Origin of the sequence: Bradyrhizobium sp. Arg816 (assembly GCF_029989365.1) — a bacterium.
In the GTDB taxonomy this organism is placed as follows: Bacteria; Pseudomonadota; Alphaproteobacteria; order Rhizobiales; family Xanthobacteraceae; genus Bradyrhizobium.
The window spans coordinates 860,831-886,876 of sequence record NZ_JAPRAQ010000001.1 but is presented as its reverse complement, the minus strand read 5'-3'; the positions used below and the strand labels follow the sequence as shown (position 1 = coordinate 886,876).

Sequence of the window (26,046 nt, the reverse complement as noted above, 5' to 3'; positions counted from 1 at the left end):
TTTATGGGCCGACATCCCGACAATCCGCTCGACCAGGCTGCCAAAGGGTATCCGGGCAAGCGAAAGACCAAGACCGAGAAGGCGATCCTCGAGGCCGAGCGCCTCGCGGGCCTGCTGGTCGCGGTGCGGACGCAGACGCCGTCGGACAACAAGCCCGGTTATCTGCAGGATCTACGGCTAAAGGGTGCGAGCGTCATGTGGGACGATTACGCGCCGCGGCTCGACCGTCTGCACCTGCTCTCGCAGCTCGACCTGCACCTATTCGCGATGTTCTGCATTTACGCAGCCGAATTCGTCGCCGCGAACGAGGAAATCCTGACCAAGGGTTATTCGGTCATGGTCAAGACGATCTCCGGCGACAAGATGCCCCGCGAAAATCCCGCGGTAGGACGCCGTGATCACGCCGCAAAGATGACGATCGACCTGTCGAGCAAATTCGGCCTTTCGCCGCAGGATCGTCACCGGCTGCTCGCCGCCGGCGCGATGCATTTCGACGACGACACGCTGTTCGGCCGCGCCGTGCAGCGTCCGGCGGTGCCGGCCGCCGCGCCGGAAGACGATGCCAGCGAGGGCGCGCCGGCCGCGGAGCCGATCCCGGCGCCGGTCGCGGAAGGGTCCGCGATCGGCTCGCTCTCCGCCTTTGACTCTGTCCCGCCAGGCACGAAGCCAAATTGACGATGCATGCAGGACTGGAAACCGCAGACGGACACGTCCGCGCTTGCGATCGCGGCGGTCGCGGGGCCGGAACTCTATCCGGAACCGGAATGGCTGACGCACGCGGTCGAGGAGCTGGGTTATTCATGGGCGCGGATCGCTTGGCGGCGCGCGGCCGCGGTGCCGGGCGCCTGGTACGATGCGACCAAGGCGCAGGCCGTGGTCGATCGCTGGCCGACCTGGTTCAAGTTGACGGTTGGTCGTTTCGCAGGCCTGCCGTTCCGGCTGTCGCCGTGGCAAGAGATCATCATCCGACTGCTGATCGGATGGAAGGCGCCGACCGAGATCCTCGATCCGGAGACGATGCGGCCGACGCAGGTCCACGTCCGGCTGTTCTGCGAGTTGCGGCTGTGGGTGCCGCGCAAAAACGGCAAGAGCGAGTTTCTCGCCGCGCTGGCGCTGCTGTTCTGGGCGATCGAGGGCCAGCGCCGCGGTGCGGGCTTCTGCTTTGCGCACGACGAGAGTCAGGCGCGCGAAGTGTTCGACAAGATGGGCGACATGATCGCCTACGCGCCCGGCGTGTTTCGCTCGCCGACCACGGGCGAGCCAATCAAGGTGTTTGCCAAGCAGCTCTGGAATGCGGAGCTGCGCTCGGCGTTCCGGCTGATGCCTGGCAAAGCCAAGGGCAAGCACGGGCGCGCACCGTTCGTCACGGTCGGCGACGAGATGCACGAATGGGTGTCGACCGAGCTGGCCGACACGCTGCGCCAGGGCGAAGGTGCATCGCTGCAACCGATGCGGCTCTACGCCTCGACTGCCGGTCTGAAGTCGCAAAAGACCGGCTTCAAGCTGTGGGAGGAGTCGCAGAAGATCCTCGACGGCCGGATCGACGATCCGACCACCCTGGTTGTAATCTTTGCAGCGGACGAGGACGCCGACTGGCGGGACAAGGAGGCCTGGCGAGCGGCCAATCCGTCGCTCGGCCTGTCGCCGACGATGGCCTTCCTGGAGCGCGAGATCTCCAAGGCCGTGACGCCGGCGGCCGAGGCCGCGTTCCGGCGCTACCACCTCAACCAGTGGGTCGAGGATTTCGCGCGCTGGATCTCGGTGCGGAAATGGGACGCCGCGACGCCCGACCCGAATGCGTGGAAAACGTATCTCGACGCACTGAAAGGTCGCGAGTGCATCCTCAGTTTCGACTCCACGAAATCATTCGACTTGGCGTCGATGTGCCTGCGTTTTCCGCCGGTCGAGAAGTGCGAGCGGACCAAGTTCGTCTGGCGGTTCTGGCTGCCGACCGAGACGATCGAGGCGCGCACCAAGGCCGAGCGCACGCCGTTCGATCAATGGGTCGAGGCCGGCGCGATCACGCCAATTCCCGGCGGGGTGTTCGAGTTGGATTATGCGATCGAGGCCGCGCTGCGGGCCTGCGCCGACTTTCGCGTGACCAAGATCGGCTGGGACTCCTGGAACGCGCTGGAATTCTACAACCGCATGGTGAAGGCAGGCCAGCCGGAGGATCTGTTCGTCGAGATGCGGTTCGGCACCAAGTCGCTGGGGCAGGGCACCAAGGAATTCGAGCGCAAGGTTTTCGGCGGCGAGATGGATCACGGCGGCCATCCGGTCGCGCGCTGGATGATCGGTCACTGCAACGTGCGCTTTGACGAAAACATGAATTACGTGCCGGCCAAAAAGCGGTCCGAGGACTCGATCGACGGCATCGTCGCCGCGGTCATGACCGAGGCGATCGCGATGGCGCCGGCGGCACCTGTTGCGGGGTTGGTCTTGCTATGAGCTGGATTACCGACGTTCTTGGCACCTCGGCGCCTGCTGTTCGCGTGCCCGACGATTTCGAGCCGCCGAAAAACGCGACGCAGATGGTGCCGCTGACCGAAATCGTCCGCGGCTCGCAGTCCTGGGCCGATCTGTTCGGGCCGAATTTCGGCGGCGGCCTGCCGGCGCTGACCGAGTATTCCGCGGCCACGGTGACCGCGATCTATGCCTGCTGGGCGCTGATCTCGGGAGCGATCCAGACGATGCCGGTTCACATGATGAACGTCGACATCCCGACCGGCGAGCGCTCGCGGATCTTCGACGACCCATTGCTGTGGGTACTCAATGAGGAGATGTCGGTGCGCTGGCCGGCGCCGATCGGTTGGGAATATTTGGTCAAGTCGATCCTGTCCGAGGGCGATGCCTTCGCGATCATCCGGCGCGACCGCATGTCTAAGCCGGTTGGACTCGAGCCCGTGCATCCGCTGCGTGTCGTCAACGGCATCGTGCCGGAAACCGGCCGGATGGTGTACAGGATCGCGCCGGAATATCTCGCCAACGGCCAGGTGGTCGGCCAGACCCGCGATTTCGACCAGGACGACATCATCCACATTCCCGGTTTCGGGTTCGATGGTCTGCGCGGCATGACGCCGCTGCGGTACTCGCTGCGCAACGCCGGCGGCGTCGCGATCGCCGCGCAGGAATACGCGGCGCGCTTTTTCACCAACGGAGCGCGGCCGGATTATGCGCTGTCGACCGAGCAGCAGCTCGGCGAGCCAAAAATCAAGGAGCTGCAAGGCCTGATCGACGAGCGGCATCGCTCGACCGAGAATGCGCATCGGCCGATGCTGCTGCACTCCGGACTGAAGCTGACCAGCCTGCAGTTGTCGGCCAGCGACATGCAGCTGCTCGGCCAGCGGCAATTCCAAATCGAGGAGATCGCGCGCGCCTATGGCGTGCCGCCCTTCATGATCGGGCACAACGAAAAGACGACGTCCTGGGGCTCCGGCGTCGAGGCGATGTCGATCGGCTTCGTGCGTTACACGCTGCGGCCGTACCTCAACAAGATCGAGCGCGAGCTGGATCGTAAGCTGTTCCGCACGCGCTCGCGGGTGACGGTGTTCGACACTTCCGACCTCGAGCAGGCCGACACCAAGACGCTGTACGAATCCTTGCGCGTCGGCGTCGGCCGCGCCGGCGAACCGCGCATCCTCACACCGAATGAGGCAAGGGCAAAGCTGCGCATGCCGCGCAAGACTGATGCCGACTCCGACGAGCTTGGCGTCAACGCCGGCTCGGCGCAGCCGGCGACCAAGGACCAGGGCTCAACCGAACCAAAGGACGCTGCAGCATGAAAGACCGTCGTCTCCTCAACCTGTTCGCGGCCAACGCCAAGCGCGGCAGCTTCCGCGCCGACGCGGCCAGCAACACGATCGAGCTCTATGACATGATCGTGTCGAGCGAGATCGAGGCCGAGTGGTTCGGCGGCGTCTCGCTGCAGGGCTTCGCCAAGACGATGCGCGGGATGTCCGGAACGGTCCACCTGCGCATCAACTCGCCTGGCGGCGACGTCTTCGCCGGCGTCGGCATCGCACAGATCATGCGGGAATACGACGGCGAGATCATCGCGCATGTCGACGGCTACGCGGCGTCGGCGGCGTCGGTTGTGGCGATCGCAGCCGACAGGGTGGTGATGGCGCCGGCCTCGATGATGATGATTCACAAGGCCTGGACGTGGGGCATCGGCAATGCCGACGACCTGATGGCGACCGCCGAGCTGCTGGAAAAGATCGACGGCCAGCTCGCCGACACCTACGCCGCGCGCGGCAGCAAGGATGCTGCGGCCTTCATGGCGCTGATGGCAGCCGAGACCTGGCTGACACCGCAGGAGGCGATCGACTGCGGCCTGGCCGAAGAGATGGCCGGCGACAAGGACAAGGCCGAGGCCAACGCGCGGGCGCGCTGGGACGTCTCGGCGTTCGCACGTGCGCCGGCGCCGCCGGAACCGGATGCGCCGTCGGTCGCCGACAAGATCCGCGCCGCCGTCGATGCGGCGCTTGCCGCCCGCGATCAGCAGGATCTCGCAAAGGCCGCGGCGATCGCGGCCGCCGAACATGAGCAGGGCCAGCGCCGGCGCAAAGCGCACCTGCTCGCACGAACTGCCTAAGCGCGCCGCGCCGAGCAGGACAAGCGCCGCGGCCATCCGGCCAAGGCGGTCTCTAGCCATGTCATGAAAGGACAGTAAATGGCTTCACTTCAGGAGTTGAGAGCGCAGGGCGCGGCCATCGTGGCCGTCATGCAGACGATGGCGGACAAGCCCGCCGACAAGTGGAATGCCGCGGTCGATGGTCCCGAGTGGGACAAACTCGACGCGCAGCTCGTCGACATCCAGGCCAACATCAAGCGCAACGAGCGCGTGATCCAGGCTGCCGCAGACAATCTGCAGCGTGATCTCGTCGTTGACGCCGCCTTGCGCGTTGGCCAGGACCAGAAGTCGGAAGCCTCGACGCTGTTCGCCAAGTGGGTGCGTGGCGGCGACGCCGTGATGTCGGCTGAGGACTGGACCAAGATCCGGGCGACCATGTCGACCACGACCAACAGCCAGGGCGGCTTCACGGTCCAGACCGAGGTCCAGAAGACGGTTCTCGACGCGCTCAAGGCCTTCGGCGGGATGCGCTCCGTTGCGACCGTGATTCAGACCGGACAGGGCAACCCGATCAACTACCCGACCTCGGACGGCACCTCTGAGACCGGCGAAATCATTCCGCAGAACACGACGGCCACGGCGGCTGACCCGTCCTTCGGCATGGTTGCTCTGAATGTCTACAAGTTCTCGTCCAAGATCATCGCCGTCCCGTTCGAGCTGCTGCAGGACAGCGAGGTCGATGTCGAGGCGTTCGTGATCAAGCGTGCGTCGACGCGTCTTGGCCGCATCACCAATACCAAGTTCACGGTGGGCTTGGGTGACGGGTCGAGCGAGCCCAATGGCATCATCACTGCGGCCACGACCGGCGTGACCGCCGGCAACGGCACCAGCCAGGTCACGGCGATCATCTATGACAGCCTGATCGACATGCAGCATTCGGTCGATCCGGCCTATCGCGAGACCGGCGAGTGCAAGTGGATGATGCACGACTCCAGCGTCAAGGTGATCCGCAAGATCAAGGACAGCCAGTTGCGGCCGATCTTCGTGCCCGGCTGGGATTTCGCGGTCCCGACCGGTGGCAAGGCCGGCAAGATCCCGGATTCGCTGCTCGGCGATCCCATCCAGGTCAACCAGGACATGGCGGTGATGGCCGCGAGCGCCAAGTCGATCGCTTACGGGAAGCTCAACGAGTACACGATCCGCGACGTGATGGACGTGACCATGTTCCGCTTCACGGACTCTGCTTACACCAAGCTCGGCCAGGTCGGTTTCCTCGCCTGGCTGCGCTCCGGCGGCAATCTGATCGACGTCGGCGGCGCGGTGAAGCTGTTCGTTAACGCGGCGTCCTGATCGCCTTCGGGACGCAACGGGGGAGAGGGGCCGGGACAGTTTCCGGCCCTTTTTATGTAAGCCCCATTTTTCAACGAAGGGTGAGACCCGATGAAAGCTGTTGTGATGCTAGCCCACCATACCACCGCTGAAGGCGTCGAGCTGCGGCCCGGCGATCTCCATGGTGGTTTCGACGACGCCGAGGCTCATCGCCAAATCAAGATCGGCGGCGCGCGTCTGCCGACCGTGGAGGATCAGGCCCGGTTCGAGGGGGCCGCACGCGCGCAGGCCAAGTCCGAGTGGCGCGCCGAGCTGGATGCGAGCACGGTCGACGAGCTGAAGGCCGGCGCCGAGCGGAACGGCATCGACCTGAAGGGTGCGACCAAGAAAGCCGAGATCATCGCTGCGATCGTTGCCGCGGTCGATGCGCGCGAGGCGGAAGCCGTCGCGGCGCAGACGGCTCAGAAGTAACCACGTCGGCCGCCATCGGGGATATCGTCATGTTTCGCAATAACGACATCAGCGATGGCGGCCGGGCGGTTCTGATCGAGCCGCCGACCGACGATGTGGTGACGCTCGCCGATTGCAAGGCGATGCTCGGCATCTCAGGCGCCGATCAGGATCTGAGCATCCAGGCCGCGATCTATGCCGCGGTCGATAATCTCGACGCGGCTTCAGGCTGGCTCGGCCGCGCCTTGCGCGAGCAGACCTGGGAGCTGCAGCTGCGCTCCTTCAATGACCGGCGCCGCAGAGTGGCGCCGTACAACAATCCGCTGGCGATCCCGCTGCCCTATGCGCCGCTGCTCTCGATCGTCTCGGTGAAATATTTCGACGTCGCCGGCGTCGACCGCACGCTGGTGCTCGGGTCGGATTACCGCATTCTCGGCCTTGGGGCGCCGCTGGAGCGCCAAGCGATCGCGCCGGTCTACCAGGGCAACTGGCCGATTGCGCGCGTCGACGATGCCTCCGTGCGCGTCCGTTTCTCCTGCGGTTACGACGAGATCCAAAACATCATGCCGCGCCAGCTGACGCAGGCGGTCTGCCTGGCCGTGCGCGACCTGCTGCCGCTGATGACGCGGGACCAGATGCTGCTCGAGGACCGCGTCGAGGGCATCGGCTCGCAGCGCTACCAGAACAACCCCGAATTCGCCGCGGTGACGCGCAACGCGATCGCCGGGCTTCTCTCCAACCTGTCGCTCTACTGATGCCGGTCCGCACCTTCGTCCTGCCGCAGGGCCTGGTTCGCGCCGTCTGGCCGGCCAAGTTGACCGACGAGACCGCTGATTATGAGCTCGATTGGTCCGCTCGCCTGGCCGAAGGCGACGCGATCGAGGCCTCGACCTTCGAGCTGCCGCGCGGGTTGGTTTCGCCGAAAGCTGGCAATACCGACAAGGTCGCGACTGTCTGGATCTCCGGCGGCGAGGCCGGCGAGGGTTATGACATTCGCAACCGGATTAAGACCAGGGCCGGCGCTGCGCTGGAGCAAACCATCCGCCTCAAGGTCAAGAGCAAGTGATGTGGTCGTCGACGTCGCCGTGCTCGTCCTGGTCGCGCATCGGCGCCTGCGGTTGCGCCGGCTGCTGGTCGCGATCGAGCGCGATCCGTCAATTCTGGAGGTCATCGACATGACGAAACGTTCCATCGGCCGGCCGATCGAGCTGGCCGGCTTTGCTTCGCGCCTGACGCGGGCGGAGAAGGTCGAGGGCGAGCTGGCCGTTACAGGTCAGCGCTACGACACAGTGCTCAACGATATCGACGACCAGCACGCGGCGCTGCGTGACCATGTCGGCTCGCTGGAGCAGACCCGCGCGGCGCTCGACAAGGTCATCGACCGCATGACCGCCGGGAGCAATGGCGGCCCAAACGATGGTTCGGGCTCGTCGAGCGGCTCGGCCGGCGGCGAGGGTGGGGCGGTCGGGCAGGTCATCACGTCGACGACGTCGGATAAGGCCGAGGGCTGACCGGTGACGCCTGACCAGGCCTTGGCAAGTCATCGCCGCCAGCTCGCGCAGGTTGGCGAGGCCGTCACCGTGCGGCGCTATGCCGGCACGGGCGCCTCACGGGCGGCTGTGGCCGAAGCGGTCGCGCTGGCACGTGTTGTCGGGTACCAGCCGTCCGAGATCGTGGGGGCTGTGCGGCAGGGCGACCGCAGGGTCATCCTGCTCAACGACCCCGCCGCGACGGTGCCGGCCGGCAAGGTGGCGCTCGCGACGATGCTGCCGCTAACCAGTGACGACAAGCTGGTAATCCGCGGCGCCGAGGTCGCGATCCAGGGCGCTGACGACTCCACGCGCCGCATCGCCGGCATCCTGATCGCGCTCGAGCTGCAGGTGCGTGGCTGATGGGACAGGTGTTCGACGAGGCTGACTATCGCCGTCGGCTCGAGGCGGCGCAGAACGAGATCTCTACCGCGACCGAGCTGCGTTTCATTGCCAATGGGGATCTGCGCGGCCTCAACGCCGCCAAGGCGCACCAGGAAGCCCAGCAGGCGGCGCTGCGTCAGGCGCGCAAGCAGATGCTGCAGGCGATCGAGGCGGCGCGGCGCGATCAGGCCCTTAACGGCTTGGTGCCCACCGAGGTCGAGGAGATCGTCACCGGGACGTCCGACGAGCTCGTCAAGGTCGACAGCAGTATCGGCAAATGAGCCCATGCGGATCATTGTCCGTTATCTGGCGATGCAGGACATCGTCGATTTCGCGCTTTCGACGCTGCGCGATCGCTCCCCGGTCGGCTCCGGTGATGACGAGCATCCCGGTCTCTATCGCGACAGCCATACCGTGTTTCTCAACGGTCAGGTGGTCCAGGGCGGCGACGTCGCGGCGTTCCGGCCTGGCGACCAGATCAACATCTCCAATCCGGTGCCCTATGCGCGCAAGATCGAGATCGGACGCCTGACCATGTCCGTGCCGCCGCATATTTACGAGGACACCGCGGTGATGGTTGCCGGCCGCTATGGCAACCGCGCGGCCGTCAAGTTCACCTTCATGCCGGTGCGGTTCGGTGGAATCGCGGACTTTGCGGCGTTCTCCAAGCAGCTGCGGCCTGGTCGGCGGATGTCGGAGAAGGCGCGGCAGGATTGGCTGTCGCGCCAGCCGGCGCTGGAAATCCGGGCAAGGTAGGGCAAGTCTATGGGTGACTATTCCGGCGCCGTTGCGGCCGCGCGCGCCTTCCTCGAGGCGGGATTCACGGCGGCGCCGGTCCAGTTCCAGAACGAGGATCCGCCGCAGACGACCTGGCCGCCGTCGCCGCCGTCGCCGTGGTGCTATTGCGAGATGGTGCAGCTCGACGATCGCCTGCGCGGCGTCGGCTTGCCGGGCAACCAGGTGTGGCTTGCGACCGGCAACATCGCCGTGAGCGTGTTCGTGCCGAAGGGCTACGGCTTCGCCGATCACCTGGCGCTCGCGGGGCAGGTCGACACGCTGTTTCGCTCAAAGACGATCTACAACGCCGAGCCCGGCGTGGCCTTGCGGTTCTGGAGCGAGCAGGGGCACGGCCCGAGCATCCAGGGCGGCGACAGCAAGAGCGACGACGGCAACTGGTTCGGCGCGGTCGTCGTCATCCCTTTTCAGCTTTTTTACGTCAAATAGGAGCGGACGCAGATGGTCTATCAGTCTCAATCGGCCGGCCTCGTTGCCTACAAGGTGCAGTCCGGCCTCGGCACGCAGGCCTCGGCGCTCAGCGCCAATCTGCTGCGCATTGCCGGCGGCAATGGCATTCGCGTCAGCAAGGCCGCGACGGAATCGGCCGAGGTGCGCAATGATGGCCTGTCGACCCGCGGCCGGCACGGCTCGCAGAAGTCGTCGAGCGCCTATAACGGCGAAATGTCGCTCGGCTCGCATGATCCGATTATCGAGGCTCTCATGCGCTCGACCTGGGACTCGGTTGCGCTGACCAAGACACAGGCGGATTTCACGTCGCTGACGACCGGCGCCAACACGATCGTCCTCGCGTCGGGCAGTCCGATCGCAATGGGTTTCCGCGTCGGTGACATCATTCGCCCGACCGGGCTGACGGACGCAGCGAACAACGGCAAGAACCTGCGCATCACTGCCCTGAGTGCAACTACCATCACGGTCGCCGAGACGCTGGTGGTGAATGCGGTAGCGGACACGACCTGCTCGATTGCCCGGCCGGGCAAGCGCCTCATCAACACGGTGCCGCTGGTCAAGCGCTACTTTACGATCGAGGAATACGAATCCGACATCGACCAGTCGACCGTGCTGACCGATTTCGTGTGGGGCACGGGTAAGCTCTCGATGGCAACCGATGGCCTGATCCGCTTCGATCCGGGCGGTGTCGGCACGGGGCAGGCGCAGGCGCTCACCACGGCCAGCTCGCCTTATTTCACCTCGCCGACGGGGCCGGTCGATGTGCCGTTCTCGGTTGTCGATGCCACGATCCGCCTTAACGGCGCCGACCTGGTCGAGCTGACCAGCTTCGATCTGTCGCTGGATATCCAGCCGAATGCGCCGGTGACGTTCGGTTCGGGCAGCCAGAAATATTCGCCCGACGTGTTCACCGGGCCGCTCAAGGTCAACATGAACCTCACCATGCTGCGCAAGTCGCTGGCGATCTTCTCCGACTTTCTGGCCGAGACGCCCTATTCGCTCAACATCCTCGCGGTCGACAACATGAGCGAGCCCAAGGATTTCATGTCGATCACGGTGCCGAACTTCACCCTCGGTGGCGTCGATCCGTCCGCGCTGTCCAAACAGGGCGGCGGTCGCACGCAGACGATCGCCGTTCCGGCGGCACTGATCGGGCTCGACACGTCGGCGACCGGCAACGGCTCGATGATCTCGTTTCAGACGACGGCACCTTAAAGCGGCGCCGGGGGACAAGCAGGAGGCAAAAGGTGCAAGACGACGTTCTGGACATCGCGTCACTCGACGCGCTCGACGAAGCGGTGCTAGCGATCCGGCATCCGACCAAAGATGTGCCGACCGGCTGGACCTGGACCTTCTACGGTCCGGCCCATCAAGTCACGCTCGAGCTGGCCGATCGGTTCTCGCGGGAGGCTCTGCGCAAGGCGGCATCCGTCCGCCAGGCGCAGGTCAACGGGAAGAAATGGCATGAGGACGAGCAGTCGCCGGACCGGCTGCGCGCCGAGAATGTCGACGCGATCGTCGCGCGCACCAAGACGTTTTCACCCGTGAAGCTCAACGGCGAGGAGCTGTCGTTCTCGCGGGAAAAGGCGCGCGAGCTGCTGCTCGATCCGCGCAAGGGCTGGTTGCTCGTGCAGGTGATGGCGTTCCTGCGAGATGAGCAAAATTTTATGCCGCCCTCCGCGACGAGCTGAGGGCATACGCGCAGAAGGTTTTCGAGCTGGGCCGGCCCGAGCAGGATGGGTCGACCTGGCGCCAGGTGCTCGAGGGGCTCGCGGCCCGCGCGCGAGATCCCAAGCGCAAGGCGGAATATGAGGCCGAGCTGGCCTGTCCGCCTTGTCCGCCGGCGCTGGGCCACGTCTGGAATGCTTTTGCACGGCTGGCCGCGCGCCGCTCGGCGGGCTTCTCCGGCAACCCGATCAGTTTCCTCGAGATCGACGCGTTCCAGCGGGTGACCGGCTTTCGGTTGCTGCCGCTCGAGGTGCGCCTGATCGAGGAGCTGGACGATCTCCAGCGCCAGATCAATTCGGAAAAGGTTGATTGATGTCTCAGCAGGTCGTCACCGAGCTTGTGATCGACAGCGATACGTCCGGCGCCGACCAGTTCTCGTCGGCGATGGATCGCGCCGGCACGTCGTCAGGGTCGGCGCAGGCCTCGGTCGCGCAGATGACGCTGGCGCTCGCCGGCGTCGGCGTCGCGGTCATCGCGGCCGTGCAGGGCCTGCGGTCGTTCTATGACTATGTCGGCCGGCAAACGCAGGAGCTGGTCGACCTCGCGGACAAGGCCGCGCTCGCCGGCGTCAGTGTCAAGGAATTCCAGGAGAGTCTGTTCGCGGCGCGTGCGAGTGGCGTCTCGGACAAGGATTTCTTTTCCGGTTTCGACAAGCTGTCCTCGGACATCACGCAGGCCAGCCAGAAAACGACCGAGTTCGGCGAGCTGTTTCGTCAGAACGGCCTGTCGATCAAGCAGACCAATGGCGAGCTGATCACGGCCGGTACCGCACTGAAGGACATCATGGGCCTGATGGAGGGCGCTGCGCCGGCGGTCCAGCAGCGCATCGCGCAGATCGTCGGCGTCTCGGCCTCCTGGATACCGTTTCTCAAGGCCGGCGAGGACGAATTCGAGCGGCTCAAGCAGCGGGCGCAGGATCTCGGCGTTGTCATCGATGACGGCACGATCGCCAAGGCGCGCGAGTTTAATGCGCAGTGGAAGGAGGCGGTCGCGACCTGGGATCTGCAGTTCAAGGCTTCAATGGCCTCGATCTTGCCGCTGCTCACGCAGCTCGCGACGCTCGCGAACCAGGTCCTGAGTGGTATCGGTTCGGTCTCCGGTAGCATTGGCCGCTGGCTGACGCCGACCGACCAGATGAGCAAGGGGCAGCTCGCCGACCAGATCAATGACGTTTATCGCCTGACCGAAATGGTCGAGAAGCTCGGCGGCGATATCAGTCAGCAGAGCACGCTCGGCTTCAAGGCGCGCACACTGGCGGGGCTCGTCGGCCTGCCTGAAGACGCAAGTCTCGACCAGGTCTCGCAGTTGCTCGACAAGCTGCAAAAGCAGTACGACCAGCAGCCGGACCGTCTCAGGGTCACGCCGAACCCGACGTCGACCGTGCTGCCGGATATGTCGGGCGGCAATGCCCTCGACAAGCAGACCGAGTCGATCGAGCGCCACATCGCCAAGATGAAGGCTGACGCCGAGGCGGTCGGCGAGGGCGCCGGCGCCCTCGAGCACGCGCGCGCCGAGGCGCTGTTGTATGACGCCGCGCAAAAGGCCGGCATCAAGAACCTCGAGGACTATGCCGATCAATTTTATAACCTGGCCGAGCGCGCCGGCGCCGCTGCGCAGGCGCTGGCGCGGGCCAAGGTCGACGCCGATATCAAGTTCAATCGCGATACCGCGTTTCTCTCGCCCGACGACGTCGCGATCGCGCAGCAGCTGCGCGGTTCCTATGGCAGCGTAGCCGAGGCGCTCAATAGCGCACAGGCCTCGCAGATCCGGTTCAATTCGACGCTGCGCGAGGTGTCATCCGGCATCGAAAACGGTCTCGTGAGTGGGCTGACCGACATCACGACGGGCACCAAGTCGGTCAGCCAGGGCTTTCAGGACATGGCGGCATCGATCATTCGTTCGATTGAGCAGATGATCATCAAACTGTTGGTCGTCGAGCCGCTCATGCGCAGCTTGCAGGGTATGGCCGGCGGCGGCTCGGCTTTGCCAGGCACTGCGGGAAGTGCCTATTACGGCCCGGTTGCGCCGAGCGCCAACGGTAACGTGTTCTCGGCGGGGCATATCACGCCGTTCGCGCTTGGCGGTGTGCCCGACATCGTGTCGTCGCCGACGATCGCGCCGATGGCGATGTTCGGCGAGGCCGGCGACGAAGGCATCATGCCGCTGCGGCGCGGTTCGGATGGTCGTCTTGGTGTGACGGCAACGGGCGCCAGTGGCGGGCCGAGCGTCACCATCAACAATTACACGGACGCGCGGCCGAACGTCGAGCGGTCGTCGAGCGGCGACGTCACCATCACGCTGCGTAAGGCCGTCGACGACATGGTTGGCGATTCCCTCTCGACCGGGACCGGCCGCCGCGTGCTGGGGTCGCAATACGGCGTCAAGCAGTTCACGGGGTCTTAGAGATGTCGCTGCCGTCCTGGCCGATCGCCAACACCGTCGTGCTGCAGAATGGCTTTGGCCTGCAACGCATGCGCGATCCCCTCGCGACCGATATGGAGGGCGGCAACACGCGCCAGCGGCCGCGGCCCGGCGACAACGTCGCAACCGTCAAGCAAACCGTGCGGTTCGACGCGGCGGATTACGACACCTTTGTCGAGTGGGTGAAGACGCCGCTCAATCTCGGCACGGCGCGGTTCACGATGGATGTGTGGCTCGGAACCGGGCTCGCCAACAAGGTCTGCCAGTTCGTCAAGCCCGGTACCAGTCTCACGGCGAGTTGGCCAGGGCCGGGCCTGGTCGACGTCACCATGACACTGCAGGTCTACGACGTCTGATGCCGACACATTCTGAAGCCATGCTGGAGGCCTATGCTTCCTGCCCGCCGAGCGCGCGGATCTACTTCACGCTGGAGGTGTGGCAATCGTCTTTCGATCAGCCGGCGCGCATCGTCGCCAACGTCGGCGACGACATGGCGTTCGGGATCGAGATCGGAGCGCCGCGCAATAGCGGCGAGACCGTCACCTTCATTGCCTGCCCGTTCGAGGCGAAATATCCGGAGCAGCGCGAGGGGCAGCCGCCGTCGACCACGATCAAGATCGACAATGTCGGCCGCGAGCTGGTGCCGAAGATTCGCGCTGCGCAGGGTGTGCGCGAATACATCTCGGTGCTGTACCGCGAATATCTCGGCAGCGACCTGACCGAGCCGGCCTATGGTCCCGTCGAGTTCGAGCTGCGCGGGGTCCAGATGGTGGGGACATCGCTGTCGGGCACGGTGATGGTCAAGAACCTGCAGAACAAGCGGTTTCCGCGCATCACCAAAAACTACGATTACGTCCAGTTTCCGAGCTTGTTGCCGACGTGACCCGCTCCGAGTTTCTGGCGCCGCTGATCGGCGAGCCCTGGGCTTGGCAATCCCGCAACTGCTGGGACTTCGCCTGTCACGTGCAGCGCGGGCTGTTCGGCCGCGAGTTGCCTGGCATCGCGGTGCCCTCGGATTTCTCGCGGCGCTGGGTGCTGGCCGAGTTCGGCCAGCATCCGGAGCGCGCAAATTGGCAGGCCGTTCCTGACGGTCCTGGCGGCCTGGTGACGGCCGCCGACGGCGCCCTGGTGCTGATGGCCCATGCGCGCTTTCCCGCGCATATCGGCGTTTGGCTGCGGCCTGAGGCCCGCGTGATCCATTGTGACGACAAGTCCGGCGTCGCCTGCGAGGCGCCGCTGGCGCTGCGCCAAATGGGCTGGAAGCAATTGACGTTCCTCGAGTCGAGAACCTGATGCACGGGACCGAAAGAAAACTGCCGGCGCCGCAAGCGGCCGGGGCCGCCATCTCGCGCCGGCAGCGCCGGGCGAAGCGCACGCGAAGCCCGGTGCTGCATCTCGTCATGCCCGGCCTCGAGGTCGCGCAGGCCGAGCCGCGGCCGCGCGAGACCGTGACGGCCTTCCTGCGCCGCACGGGCTGGGCGAGGCGCGATCGGGTCTATGGCTGGCAATTCCGCAAGGGCCTGCCGACCGTCCTCGAGATCAACGGCGAGGCGGTGCTGCGCAAGAGCTGGTCGCGCCGGCGCATCGCGGCCAACGACAATGTGCGGTTCGTCTCCTATCCGCTCGGTGGAGGCGGGGGCGGTGCCAAGCAGGTCATCGGCCTGGTTGCGCTGATCGCGGTCGCCGCGTTTGCGACGGTTGTGACCGGAGGCGCTGCGGCCGGGCTGCTGGGGGCTGCGTTTGCCGCTGGCACCTTCGGCGCGGCGGCCCTCGGCGCCGCGATCGCGGTCGGCGGCTCGCTTCTCGTCAATGCCCTGGTCATGCCGAAGGCCGGCGCGACCAACACGCCTGATGCAACGCAGGACCAGATCTATTCGGTCCAGGCGCAGGGCAACACGGCCAGGCTCGGCCAGCCGTTGCCGGTCTGGTACGGGCGCCTGAAAGCCTATCCGGAGTTCGCGGCGACGCCCTGGGGCGAGTTTGTCGGCAACGATCAATACCTCAACGTGCTGCTGTCGCCGACCATGGGCAGCATGGCCTATGAGGCACTCTATCTCGACGACACCGTGTTCTGGACGCCCGGCGGCGGCATCTCGGCGTCGTTTCCCGGCGCGCAGGTCGCGTTCTATGAGCCGGGCGAGACCGTCACGCTGTTCCCTACCAATGTCGACCAGTCGGCCGAGGTGTCGGGCCAGCAGTTGCCTGACGGTGGGGGCGATGAGGGCGGCCAGTACGACGCTGGCTTTGGGCCGCTCACCTACGGCGCGGCGCTGGGGCCGTTCGTTTCCAACCCCGCTGGGACGCAGACGCAGGCGATCGCGATCGACATCGTTTTCCCGGCCGGGTGTTTCACCGTCAACCAGGACAACAACAACTACGGCTATTCGAGATGCACGCTCAAGGCCGAGTATGCGCCTTGCGACGATGCCGGCATCCAGACCGGGCCGTTCTCAACGCTGTTCGAGGTCACCAAGCAGTTCAACTCGAACTCTCCCGTCCGCGACACCATGAAGGTCGATGTCGCTCCTGGACGATACCTGGTGCGGTTCAGCCGCATGGGCATCAACTCGCAGTCGAAATTCGGCGTCGATACCGTGATCTGGGCCGGGCTTCGGTCCTTCCTCAAGGGTAGCAATTCGTTCCCTGACGTCTCGACGGTCGCGATCCGGCTCAAGGCGTCGCAGTCGACGCAGGGCTCCTACAAGTTCGGCGTGCTCGGCACCCGCAAGCTGCTGGTCTGGACCGGCTCCATGTTCGAGCTGCAGGCCACGCGCAGCAACGCATGGGCGTTCCTGGATGCCGCGACCAATTCGCAATATGGCTCCGGCCTGTCGATCGCCAAGGCCGATTTCAACGCCGTGGTCAATCACGCCGCCGGCTGTGCGTCCCGCGGCGATACCTTCGATTATCGATTCGCGACCGCGATCGCGGTTCCGGAGGCGCTCGACAAGATCCTGACGGCGTCGCGCGCGCGGCATTTCTGGCTCGGCGACACCGTCTCGATCGTACGCGACGAGTGGCGCGACGTCCCGACCATGCTGCTGACCGATCGCGAGATCGTGCGGGATTCGACGCAGGTCGGGTTCACGATGCTGGGGGACGAAGACCCCGACGCTGTTATCGTCGAATATATCGACGAGGAGATCTGGCTGCCGGCGCAGGTGCAGTATCCGCCGAACGGCGACGGCTTTGTCGCGGCGAATGCGGAAACCAAGCGCGTCGACGGTATCGTCAATCGGGAGCAGGCGTTCCGCGAGTGCGCGTTCTATTACCTTCAGTCGATATATCGGCGCGAGAATGTCCAGATCGGCGTCGAGTATGAGGGGCGCGCGATCACGTTCGGCCAGGTGCTGCGCGTCCAGTCCGAGCTGCCGCAAAATTACGGCTATGGCGGCGCGGTGGTCGATGTCGTCGGCCGCACCCTGACCCTCGACCCTGCGCCGGCGTGGGATACGGGGCCGTTCTACATCCGCCTGCGCCAGCCGAACGGGCAATCGTTCGGCCCGGTGCTGTGCACCGAGGGCGTCGATCCCTCGCTCACCGTGTTGAATGCGACGAGCCTGTCGGCTGCGGAAACGGCGCAGGCGACCACATTGTCGGCTGTGCTCGCGCGCGAGGACGGCGGAGAATATCCATCGTTCGAGCTTGGGACCGGCGTCAGCGAATCAAAGCTTTGCGTCGTGCTCGGCGGGGTGCCGAATGGTGAATTGTGCACCCTGTCGCTGGTCGTCGACGACGAGCGCGTGCACACGACCGATCTCGGTTCGCCGCCGCTGCTGCCGTCGCCGCAGTTTCCGTCCGATAGCAAGGTGCCGCTGATTGTCGGCATCAATGCCAATTTCGGGCAGGGCATCGCCGAGCCGAAGCTTTCGGCGAGCTGGTTTCCGTCCGCCGGCGCCGAGTTCTATGTCGCCGACATCTCCTATGATGCCGGCGAGACCTGGGCGCAGGTGTATGAAGGCGCGGACAACAGGTTTGACCAGGTGGTGACGCTGGCCGCGCTGCGGGTTCGCGTCCAGGCCGTCACGCCGGGCAAGCTGCGCGGACCTTACGCGACTGCCGATGTTGCCGCGCCGACGATCACGATCGCAAACAACACCGTCGCGCTCGAGTCTTTGATCGAGGGCATCAAGTACCAGATTACGACGCTTCAGGACTCGCTACGCGATGAGGTCAAAGAAGCATTGAGCACGATCGCGTCTGTTGCGTCTGACATCGCCGCGCGCGCGCCGTTGGACAAGCAGGAGCTGCGCTCGCAGCTCTCGGCGCGATCAGACGCGGCCTTTGCTGAGATCGCGCGGGTCGACCTGGTCGCCGTCACGATTGAGGCGGCCTATGCGTCGTTTGCGACCACTGCAACCGCGACATGGGGCTCGACGACGGCGTTTGTCGAAAATAGCGCGACCGCGATCGCGACGCTCGACGACTATGCCGCGGCACAATATGCCGTGACGTTGAACGTCAATGGCTATGCGAGCGGGTTCAACCTGCTCAACGGCGGACCCGGCTTTTCGACCTTCACGATCGTCGCCGACAAGTTCCAGATACAGTTGCCGGGCTACAATGGCGACGCGCCGAAAGCCGTGTTCACGGTCGGCACCGTCAACGGCGTTGCTGCCGTCGGCATCAACGGCGCGAACATGTACCTCGATGGTACGATCTTCGCCCGTATGATCGCGGCCGGCCAGATCACGGCCGTGCTGCTGGCGGCGGATTCGGTCACGGCAGCCAATGGTGCGATCCAAAATCTGTCGGTTCAATCGCTTAAGCTCGCTGACTTTGCGGTGACGGTGCCAGTCGCGCAAACCCTGGCGTCGAATCTCTTTGGGGGCGGATTAAAAAACTACTTCAGCTTCAATGTGACTGTCGACACGACCGGTCTGTCAGGAAAGACGATCCCGCTATCCGTGTTTCTCAATGCCAAGTGGGCTAACGGTGGGCCTGCGACTGAAACAGGTACTTTTGAGCTGATCGTCAACGGAACAATCCTCGACTCCTATAGTGTGTCCGTTGGATCAGGTGGGTTCGCGTTCATCCTGTCGAGCGTGTCTCCCAATTTTACAGGCACCGGAGGCGTTGTAACAATTCCAGTTGTTGCGCGGTTCACTGCAGGCGTGAACACGGCCATCACGGCAGGCAGCACCATTTCAGCGCAGGCGGCGAAGCGATGAACATTCACTACGACGAGACCACCGGCCAAATCATGTCCTACGGCTACGGGGCAGATCACGGGGATGGTTTCGAGACCAGCCATTTTGAAGGCTGCAAGGTGCTGATCGTCGACAATCAGTCGATCGATGCGCGGACGCAGATGATCGATCCTGTCACGCTGGCGATCGTGGCAAAGACAGAGCCGGATCCTGAGCCTGACGGGATGATCGATGTCGTGGTCGCCGTGCGCCGCGAGCTCGCCGACACCGACAGGTTTGTCTTGCTCGACTTTCCGATCTCAGATGCGTCGCGCGCCGCGTGGATCGACTATCGCAGGGCGTTGCGGGACTCGTCCAAGGGGCGCGCCACGCCGGCGGACGTGCTCGCGGCCATTCCCCCGCGTCCCGATGGTGCCGACGTTTTCGGATGGCTGCGATCGCGGCTGTCCGCGCCAGGCGTCTGACGACTAAACTTCCAACTCTCGAAATGGTGAAGCGATGACTGCGCTTGGCAGCTATTCGACCGGCACGGTTTCCGTGGCGGCCGGCGGTACGATCGTCACGGGCATCGGCCCGATCTGGTCGGACGAAAATGCGCGGCCCGGCGATATCTTGCAAATCGGCAATTTCCAGTCGGTCATTTCCGATAAAACGGATACGACACACCTTGTCATTCCGCCCTGGGGCGGTGGGGCGCTGGTCGGCGTCGCATACAAGATTTGGCAGGTCTCGCCGCAGCGCTTCGCGGGCTCCGAGTCATTGGCAACGGTCAATAAGCTCGTCGCCGCGTTCAATACGTCCGGCTATTTCGTGTTCGTCGACATCGACGAGACCGTGCCGGATCCGTCGCTCGGCGACGACGGCCAGTATGCATTCCAGCCGACCACCGGCAAGACGTGGGTGAAGTCGGCCGGGGTTTGGGCCTATCTCGGCATCTATAAGGCGTTCCAACTCAAGGGGGCGTGGAGCGGCGCGACTGCGTACACGGTCGGCGACGTCGTGACGTTGAGCGGGTCTAGCTATGCGTGCGTGCTCGACCACACCAATCACACGCCGCCGAATGCGACTTACTGGCAGGTGTTAGCCGCGAAGGGTGATCCGGGCGCGACGGGCGGCGCGGGGCCGACCGGCGCAGGCTATGGCGGCACGTCCACAACGTCGCTCGCTATTGGCGCGGGCTCCAAGCCATTCACGACTCAGGCGGGGCTAGCCTATCTGACTGGCGCACGCGTTCGCGCAACGGCAACGGCGGGTGCGACGGGTTGGCTTGAAGGCGTGGCGACCTATGGCGGCACGTCCTTGACCATCAACGCTGACAAGGTCAGCGGCACCGGTACAGGCACGGCTTGGAATTTCAATGTCGCGGGTGAGCCTGGCGCGAGCGGCGCCGGCACCGGCGATATGCTTGCTGCCAACAACCTGTCTGACCTGGCCAACAAGTCCGCGGCCCGTCTCAACTTGTCCACCGATCCAATCGTTATTTTGACGACGGGGCAATCTAACTTCGTCCGCGATCCAACTTTCGCGTGGACGCCGGCCGGCAATCTGTTTGAATGGAATTATGATGGTGTCGACGGCCACACCGGAACAGCCTTTGTTGCGCCAAGCGGTTCGTCGGTCAGTGCACCGCGCAAGCACGCCTCGGAAGTCGCCAAGGCCAATCCGCTGCGAAAAGTTTATCTAATAAACGTTGCGATCAGTGGCATCCCCATCGCGCAATGGATCAGCGGCGCAACATCGCCGGGCATGTGGACGAACATCACCAACAACGTGACCGCAGCGCTGACTGCGATCGGCGTGAGCACGATCGATGCTCTGTTGTGGTGGCAGGGCAACGCTGACCAGGGCGGTGCGACCGAGTACAATTACCAGACGACATTTGAAGCCGTGATGAATCAGTTCAAGGCGCAATCATGGTTCCCTCGCGCTACGCCGGTCATGATCGTTGGGCTTGGCTCCAACGCCGATAACGGCGGCGGTTTTCCGGCCTATGATCGGTTCAACGATCTCTTGCGCTATTGCGCCGATCAGACTGACAGCGAGCTGCGCAAATTTGTTGATCCATCAACGTTCCCAGGCGCGACCTATTGGGATCCTGCGCTGCCCGGACACATGACCGCGGCGGGCTACTACGCCCTTGGCCAAATGATGGGGCAGGAGTTCTACAGCGGCGCCAAAAAAACGAGCGTGCCGGCCTCTGCTCTTGACGCTCTCGCACGCAATGGCAGCCTTGTGCGCAATGGTTTCCAAAGTATTGACCAGCTCAATGCGGGGGCGGCCGTTGCTTTTTCTGCCGGTGGCGCGCGTCTCACAGACGGTTGGAAAGGCTTCATTACTGGCCCGGCGGCGAATGGGCAGCGCGTAGCCTCGCCGTTCTCGACGCGGCCGGACATCCCGTTTGGTCTCAAGGCAGTTATCACGACCGCAAAGGGCTCGCTGGCTTCGACCGATTTTATGTCGATCGTGCAGACCGTCGAAGGCAGCCGGATCAAGTGTCTCGGCATGGGCACAAACGTGGCGCGTCAGTTCTCGCTCGGCTTCTTTGTGAATTCAAACGTCGCGTTCGTTGGTTATGTGTGCGTGCGGAACACTGGCGCGGATCGCACTTTCGTCAGGCGGTATTCTATCGCGGCAAATACTGACACGTTTATTCCGCTGCGCTTCCCCGGCTGTCCTGACGGCACATGGGCCAACGACACCACGACCGGGATGAGCGTGACGTTCGTGCTGGCGAATGGGTCGAGCTTCAATGGGCTGACCGCTGACACCTGGCTAACGAGCGCGGCCGGCACTTCTGCGTCTGATCAGACGAACCTCGGCGCCACGCTCAGCAATGCCATCACGTTCTCGGGTATCGTTGCTGTGCCGGGTCTGTATCTCCCGCCGCAGGATCACTGGGGAATGATTCAGAGGCCGGATGTGGACGAACTTCGGGACGCGCGGCGCTACATTGAGACCAGTTACGATTATGGCGTGGCGCCCGGTTCTGTGAGCCAGGTTGGCGAGGAAATTCTGCTGCTCACTATGTCGTCGGCGACGATCGCACAAATGGGCGGCACGGCTCGCTTTAAGGAGTCCAAGCGCGCAACGCCGATCGTCACGGCCTATTCTCCGGGGACTGGTGCATCGGGGAAAGTCCGAGATCTTGGCGCGGCCGCGGATGTTACGGCACTCGCAGATCACATCGGTTTGAACGGATTTAGGTGGTCTGCAAGTCTGAGTGTCGCCGGGGCGAGCGACGCCTTGTCCATGCACTGGACGGCTATCTGCGACTAAGGCTGATAGCCTTGGCGCTCCAAATCCTCTTCGTCGGTTAGCTCGCGATATTGCCAGGTGCCGTCCGGCAAGCGGCGGCGCATCACGAGGCCGCGCTTGAGAGATGCGTGCTCGTGCCATCGGCCGTTTCGCTTAACAAATCCCACAGATAAACGGCCACGAGAATTCCGATCAAGACTGCGGCGCCGAGGATGTTTTCCATGAGCGCGAACCTAGCCCGCCACAACCCATCCGAGCAAGTGCGTTATACGCACTCTCCACCCTCGGTAGAGCTGCCCCGCCGATTGGTTAACGCGCCGCTGCGCCCCTAAGCGTCACCCGCGTCCTTCTCATCGAAATCCTCTTGGAGTCCATCAACATGCTCGACCTGCATGGCATTTCGCGTGCCGCGTTCGATCTCGTCGTCGCCGAGGAGGTGACGAGCCGGGAATGGTACGAAAAGAAGTACCGCCACGTGCTGGAATATCCGGGCCAGCAATCCGGCCCGACCGGCGGCATCGGCTACGATTTCGGTACGCAGACCAAGGCGCAGATCCGGGCCGATTGGGCCGACAAGGTCGATGCCGGCATGCTCCGGATCATGCTGGCTGCGTCCGGCGTGCGCGGCGAGGCGGCGAGGGCCTATTCGCGCCAGACGCAGGGGCAGGTCGACATCCCCTGGGACGTCGCGCTCGATGTCTTCAGCAATCATGACCTGCCGCGTTATCTCGGCATCCTGGATCACTACTGCCCCGGCGCGGACCGGCTCAGTCCGGACTGCCGGGGCGTGCTGTTCTCGATCGCGCAGAACCGCGATGCAGCGGGTTTCGTCAAGGCCGGGGCGCGCTATGCCGAGATGCGCGAGATCCGCGCCTGCGTGGCGAGCGGCGATCTCGCGCGCATTCCTGGCCTGATCCGCTCGATGAAACGGCTGTGGTCGCCGACCAACGGTGTCTACAAGCGGCGCGAGCATGAGGCTGTGCTGTTCGAGCGCGGGCTCGCCGAACGTCATCCGGAGCAGCACGCAAGACTCGAGGTGACGCCGCCGGCGCCGGACCCTGACCTGGTCGTCCAGGTCCAGACGCGGTTGCGCGAGCTTGGTTATTACGACACCGGCGCCGTCGACGGTCAGCTGGTGCCGAAGGGGCGGACCGAGGCGGCCATTCTCGCGTTCCGGCATGAGCACGATCTGCCGCTCATCCCCGGCATTGACGACGATCTGCTCGCCGCGATGGCGCGGGCCGAGCCGCGGCAGGTCTCGGAGATCCGCGGCAGTGCGACGGCGAAGGATCTGCGCGAGCAGGGCTCGGAGACGATCGCCATCACCGACCAGGTCAAGGGCTGGGCCGGCAAGCTGTTCGGCAGTTCCTCGACGCTCGGCGTCACCGGCCTGCTCGCCTGGATCACCGACAAGGCGACGGCTTTCTCCGGCGCCAAGGACGCGGTCGGCGGCCTCGGCATCCCGCCGGCGGCGATCGCCTGGCTGCTCGCGGCTGTCGTCGTGCTCGCGCTCGTCGGCGGCCTCGGCGTGCTGATCTGGTTCGTCGCGCACAAGGTCGAGACCAAGCGCGTCGCCGACTACCGCGCGGGCAAGAACACATGAGCGGCGCCATCATCGCCGCGATCGTGCGGCTCGCCGGGCTTGCCGGCGTCAAGCTGTCGCCGTTCTGGGCCGGCGCAGCGCTCGCCGGCGCTCTCGCGCTGATCATCGGCGCCAGCGCCACGGCCGCCGGCGTGCATCTCTACAACGCGGGCTATGCGGCCGCGGACGGCGCCTGGCGCGAGAAGGCGCTCGACGCGCAGCTCGCGGCGGCGCGCAAGGATTTGCTCGAGGCCAATCGCGCAGCCGGCGACGCCGCGTTGCGGGCGGGGGCGATCGAGCAAAAGGCAGAGCAGGAAAAGGCGGGGACCGATGCCTATGTCGACGAGCTACAGAGACGGAATGCGGCGCTGGCCGCGGCCGGCAAGCCGAATGCTTGCGGTCTCACTTGCGATGATCTGCGCGGGATGCGCATCAAATCCGCTGCCTGCGCCGCTCCGGCGGGATCTGCCGGCGGCGTCGGCGCAGATCTTCGCACCCGTGCGCGATCCCTCCGCAAGCCTCAATAGCGATGCGCGCGAGCGCCTGGCGCGCACGCGCGATGCGCTGAAGGAAGCAAACGACCGGCTCGCGCAGGGGCGGGCCTGGTACGACGGCGTGCGGCAAAGCTACGGCGAGGGGGCGAAGTGACGGAAGCCGAATCAACACAAGCCGCGCTTTTGAAGATGGCGCAAACGATCGGCGGCCTCGTTGCCTCGGTCGATACGCTGACGCGGCAATGGCGCGACCAGGACGAGAAGGCCTCGCTCGGCCGGCGCGACCTGCATCAGAAGATCGACGCCTTCGTCGGCGATCTGCGCCGGCTCGAGGGGCTGATCGAGAAGGCGATTTCCGACATCGCGATCATGAAGCCGATCGTCAACGGCGTCTCCGAAGCCCGGCAGCAGATCGCCGGCGCCGCCAAGGCCGGCCGCTGGATCTATTGGGTCGCGACCGGCGGCGGCGGCGCGGCCGTGCTGTGGGTCGCCTCGCACTACCTTTCGGTGACGCTGAAATGAAGCTGTCGCAGATCATGGTCGACGCCGCTGCCATTCGCGGCGAGCTGCGCGACGTGCTGACCGCCGGCCTCGGCGTGACGCTGTGCCTGGCGATCGCGTGGGCGGTCGCGGAGCTGCGCAAGTCATGAGATCTGCGCCGGGAGAATCCCGCCAGCTAGAATTCGTCCGCGTTCGCCTCCCGGACGAATAGCCGCCCGCGCCTGATGTCCCCATTGGCCGGCGGTCGAGCCCGGCGCATCCATCCGGCACGGCGACGCCTGTCGTCGCCGTGGTGATGCGCCGGGCTTTATCTGTGTGCGTCCATCACGCGCGTAAACGCCGGATGCGCGCGGTTCTTCACCTTGATCCAGTCTCTCGACCGGCCGGCGCCGTAGCGCCGGTCTTTGCGTTTGGAGACCAGACCCTCGAGGCCCATGCGGCAGGCGGCGCCGAACAGCTCCGGCCCGATCGCGGCGGCCTCGAACGGCGCGACGAACATGCCATCCGGCCGGCCGCGCAGCAGCCGCGCCAAATTGGTCTTGCGCATCGACAGTGGCAGCGGCCGCAGATCCTCGCCGCCGAGCGCGATGATGTCGAAGGCATAGAGCTGCACCTCGTCATCGTGCCCGCGCGAGTGCAGCGCGTTGAAATCGGAAACGCCGTCGACGCCGAGCACCACGGCTTCGCCGTCAATGACGAATTGCTGCTCGCGGTTCTTCAGCGCTGCCTCGACGATCCAGGGGAATCGGCTGGTCCAGTTGTGGCCGTTCCTGGTGAGCAGGCGTACGTCGCGGCCCTCGCGCTCGATGCGCAGGCGATAGCCGTCATACTTGATTTCGTGGATCCAGTCGGGGCCGGCCGGCACGGCCTTGGCGGCGGTCGGCAGGCAAAATTCGAACGCGGTATGCATGATGCGGAGATAGGGTGGAAAGGCCGCAGACGAAAGGGCCGCTCTGCGCTGGAACCGCTCCTTACGCTGCGCTTTTTATAACGAGTGGCAACCAGTGGAGGATACATGGCAGTCAATAAACCGACCGGCGACAATGCCCGCAAGGGCGCGGTGAAGAAGCGCTCGCAGACCAAGACGACAATTGGCGGCGCGACCGGCTATACAAAGCGCGACAGAACGTCCGGCGAGTTCATGGCCGTGAAGAAGCCGAGAACGGCCAAGAAAGCCGCCAAAAAATTCAAAGGCGTGCGGGTGGAAAAGAAGACCACGACGAGAAAAACGCAGAGAGCCTAGCCGCGCAGACGGCTTCAGTGTCGCCAGCCGTCCTTGTCGACCTCTATCCGGAAGCCTTCCGGCATGCGCGGCACTTCCCCTTCGCCAGTCGCGTTGCAGGCCGGGCACGGCATGCCGGCGCCGCCGCAAGTGCAGGCGCGTGGACCGTCCCAAGGGCGGTCC

At 64.9% G+C, this 26,046-nt stretch carries 30 protein-coding genes; 29 read left to right on the top strand and 1 reads right to left on the bottom strand.

What is annotated here, in order from left to right:
• Positions 1-3: 3 nt before the first annotated feature.
• The 28 genes from OWC48_RS04020 (at position 4) to OWC48_RS03885 (ending at position 24,790) form a co-directional block, all read left to right on the top strand.
• Complete coding sequence (locus OWC48_RS04020; RefSeq protein ID WP_282518780.1) at positions 4-675, top strand: P27 family phage terminase small subunit; 672 nt, start codon at positions 4-6, stop codon at positions 673-675.
• Between the two features lie 6 nt (positions 676-681).
• Positions 682-2,448 (top strand): terminase TerL endonuclease subunit, encoded by a 1,767-nt coding sequence (locus OWC48_RS04015; RefSeq protein ID WP_282518779.1) that lies wholly within the window; start codon positions 682-684, stop codon positions 2,446-2,448.
• The gene (locus tag OWC48_RS04010) at positions 2,445-3,782 is read left to right on the top strand and encodes a phage portal protein (protein ID WP_282518778.1); all 1,338 of its coding nucleotides are present in this window, start codon (positions 2,445-2,447) and stop codon (positions 3,780-3,782) included. The genes OWC48_RS04015 and OWC48_RS04010 overlap by 4 nt, the downstream gene beginning before the upstream one ends.
• The gene (locus tag OWC48_RS04005; RefSeq protein WP_282518777.1) at positions 3,779-4,594 is read left to right on the top strand and encodes a head maturation protease, ClpP-related; all 816 of its coding nucleotides are present in this window, start codon (positions 3,779-3,781) and stop codon (positions 4,592-4,594) included. The genes OWC48_RS04010 and OWC48_RS04005 overlap by 4 nt, the downstream gene beginning before the upstream one ends.
• A 78-nt stretch (positions 4,595-4,672) precedes the next feature.
• A complete protein-coding gene (locus OWC48_RS04000) occupies positions 4,673-5,923 on the top strand; it encodes a phage major capsid protein (RefSeq protein WP_282518776.1) in 1,251 nt (416 codons plus the stop codon).
• 90 nt (positions 5,924-6,013) lie between these two features.
• The gene (locus tag OWC48_RS03995) at positions 6,014-6,373 is read left to right on the top strand and encodes a hypothetical protein (RefSeq protein WP_282518775.1); all 360 of its coding nucleotides are present in this window, start codon (positions 6,014-6,016) and stop codon (positions 6,371-6,373) included.
• Between the two features lie 29 nt (positions 6,374-6,402).
• Positions 6,403-7,107: a hypothetical protein gene (locus tag OWC48_RS03990; RefSeq protein WP_282518774.1), complete on the top strand. Its 705-nt coding sequence runs from the start codon at positions 6,403-6,405 to the stop codon at positions 7,105-7,107.
• Positions 7,107-7,418 (top strand): hypothetical protein, encoded by a 312-nt coding sequence (locus tag OWC48_RS03985; protein WP_282518773.1) that lies wholly within the window; start codon positions 7,107-7,109, stop codon positions 7,416-7,418. The genes OWC48_RS03990 and OWC48_RS03985 overlap by 1 nt, the downstream gene beginning before the upstream one ends.
• A gap of 1 nt (position 7,419) precedes the next feature.
• Positions 7,420-7,863 (top strand): hypothetical protein, encoded by a 444-nt coding sequence (locus OWC48_RS03980; RefSeq protein WP_282518772.1) that lies wholly within the window; start codon positions 7,420-7,422, stop codon positions 7,861-7,863.
• Between the two features lie 3 nt (positions 7,864-7,866).
• Entirely contained in the window at positions 7,867-8,244 is a 378-nt protein-coding gene (locus OWC48_RS03975; RefSeq protein ID WP_282518771.1) for a hypothetical protein, read from the top strand.
• On the top strand, positions 8,244-8,546 hold the full coding sequence (locus OWC48_RS03970) for a hypothetical protein (RefSeq protein WP_282518770.1): 303 nt from the start codon (positions 8,244-8,246) through the stop codon (positions 8,544-8,546). Before OWC48_RS03975 ends, OWC48_RS03970 begins: the two co-directional genes overlap by 1 nt.
• A gap of 4 nt (positions 8,547-8,550) precedes the next feature.
• On the top strand, positions 8,551-9,021 hold the full coding sequence (locus OWC48_RS03965; RefSeq protein WP_282518769.1) for a hypothetical protein: 471 nt from the start codon (positions 8,551-8,553) through the stop codon (positions 9,019-9,021).
• 9 nt (positions 9,022-9,030) lie between these two features.
• On the top strand, positions 9,031-9,489 hold the full coding sequence (locus OWC48_RS03960; RefSeq protein WP_282518768.1) for a hypothetical protein: 459 nt from the start codon (positions 9,031-9,033) through the stop codon (positions 9,487-9,489).
• Positions 9,490-9,501: 12 nt separating this feature from the next.
• Positions 9,502-10,725, top strand: coding sequence for a phage tail tube protein (locus OWC48_RS03955; protein ID WP_282518767.1), 1,224 nt, complete (start codon positions 9,502-9,504; stop codon positions 10,723-10,725).
• Between the two features lie 32 nt (positions 10,726-10,757).
• Entirely contained in the window at positions 10,758-11,201 is a 444-nt protein-coding gene (locus OWC48_RS03950; protein WP_282518766.1) for a branched-chain amino acid ABC transporter, read from the top strand.
• Positions 11,202-11,266: 65 nt separating this feature from the next.
• Positions 11,267-11,551: a hypothetical protein gene (locus OWC48_RS03945; RefSeq protein WP_282518765.1), complete on the top strand. Its 285-nt coding sequence runs from the start codon at positions 11,267-11,269 to the stop codon at positions 11,549-11,551.
• Positions 11,551-13,641, top strand: a complete 2,091-nt coding sequence (locus OWC48_RS03940) for a phage tail tape measure protein (protein ID WP_282518764.1) — start codon at positions 11,551-11,553, stop codon at positions 13,639-13,641. The genes OWC48_RS03945 and OWC48_RS03940 overlap by 1 nt, the downstream gene beginning before the upstream one ends.
• Positions 13,642-13,643: 2 nt before the next feature.
• Positions 13,644-14,015 carry a hypothetical protein gene (locus OWC48_RS03935; RefSeq protein ID WP_282518763.1) on the top strand — a complete coding sequence of 124 codons (372 nt, stop codon included), beginning with the start codon at positions 13,644-13,646 and terminating at the stop codon, positions 14,013-14,015.
• The gene (locus OWC48_RS03930) at positions 14,015-14,542 is read left to right on the top strand and encodes a DUF1833 family protein (protein WP_282518762.1); all 528 of its coding nucleotides are present in this window, start codon (positions 14,015-14,017) and stop codon (positions 14,540-14,542) included. Before OWC48_RS03935 ends, OWC48_RS03930 begins: the two co-directional genes overlap by 1 nt.
• On the top strand, positions 14,539-14,952 hold the full coding sequence (locus OWC48_RS03925; protein WP_282518761.1) for a hypothetical protein: 414 nt from the start codon (positions 14,539-14,541) through the stop codon (positions 14,950-14,952). Before OWC48_RS03930 ends, OWC48_RS03925 begins: the two co-directional genes overlap by 4 nt.
• The gene (locus OWC48_RS03920) at positions 14,952-18,830 is read left to right on the top strand and encodes a host specificity factor TipJ family phage tail protein (RefSeq protein ID WP_282518760.1); all 3,879 of its coding nucleotides are present in this window, start codon (positions 14,952-14,954) and stop codon (positions 18,828-18,830) included. Before OWC48_RS03925 ends, OWC48_RS03920 begins: the two co-directional genes overlap by 1 nt.
• Positions 18,827-19,273 carry a phage tail assembly chaperone gene (locus OWC48_RS03915; RefSeq protein ID WP_282518759.1) on the top strand — a complete coding sequence of 149 codons (447 nt, stop codon included), beginning with the start codon at positions 18,827-18,829 and terminating at the stop codon, positions 19,271-19,273. The genes OWC48_RS03920 and OWC48_RS03915 overlap by 4 nt, the downstream gene beginning before the upstream one ends.
• A gap of 34 nt (positions 19,274-19,307) precedes the next feature.
• On the top strand, positions 19,308-22,085 hold the full coding sequence (locus tag OWC48_RS03910) for a sialate O-acetylesterase (protein ID WP_282518758.1): 2,778 nt from the start codon (positions 19,308-19,310) through the stop codon (positions 22,083-22,085).
• A 358-nt stretch (positions 22,086-22,443) separates the two neighbouring features.
• Positions 22,444-23,667 (top strand): peptidoglycan-binding protein, encoded by a 1,224-nt coding sequence (locus OWC48_RS03905; protein WP_282518757.1) that lies wholly within the window; start codon positions 22,444-22,446, stop codon positions 23,665-23,667.
• Positions 23,664-24,173, top strand: a complete 510-nt coding sequence (locus OWC48_RS03900; protein ID WP_282518756.1) for a protease IV — start codon at positions 23,664-23,666, stop codon at positions 24,171-24,173. Before OWC48_RS03905 ends, OWC48_RS03900 begins: the two co-directional genes overlap by 4 nt.
• Positions 24,145-24,294 carry a hypothetical protein gene (locus tag OWC48_RS03895; protein WP_282518755.1) on the top strand — a complete coding sequence of 50 codons (150 nt, stop codon included), beginning with the start codon at positions 24,145-24,147 and terminating at the stop codon, positions 24,292-24,294. Before OWC48_RS03900 ends, OWC48_RS03895 begins: the two co-directional genes overlap by 29 nt.
• Positions 24,291-24,662: a DUF1515 family protein gene (locus OWC48_RS03890; RefSeq protein ID WP_282518754.1), complete on the top strand. Its 372-nt coding sequence runs from the start codon at positions 24,291-24,293 to the stop codon at positions 24,660-24,662. Before OWC48_RS03895 ends, OWC48_RS03890 begins: the two co-directional genes overlap by 4 nt.
• On the top strand, positions 24,659-24,790 hold the full coding sequence (locus tag OWC48_RS03885) for a hypothetical protein (protein ID WP_282518753.1): 132 nt from the start codon (positions 24,659-24,661) through the stop codon (positions 24,788-24,790). The genes OWC48_RS03890 and OWC48_RS03885 overlap by 4 nt, the downstream gene beginning before the upstream one ends.
• Positions 24,791-24,948: 158 nt before the next feature.
• Here the strand turns inward: OWC48_RS03885 and OWC48_RS03880 are convergent, their stop codons facing one another.
• On the bottom strand, positions 24,949-25,551 hold the full coding sequence (locus tag OWC48_RS03880) for an RNA ligase family protein (RefSeq protein WP_282518752.1): 603 nt from the start codon (positions 25,549-25,551) through the stop codon (positions 24,949-24,951).
• Positions 25,552-25,656: 105 nt separating this feature from the next.
• Here OWC48_RS03880 and OWC48_RS03875 point away from each other — a divergent pair, with 105 nt between their 5' ends.
• A complete protein-coding gene (locus OWC48_RS03875; protein ID WP_282518751.1) occupies positions 25,657-25,884 on the top strand; it encodes a hypothetical protein in 228 nt (75 codons plus the stop codon).
• The last annotated feature ends 162 nt before the right edge of the window (positions 25,885-26,046 follow it).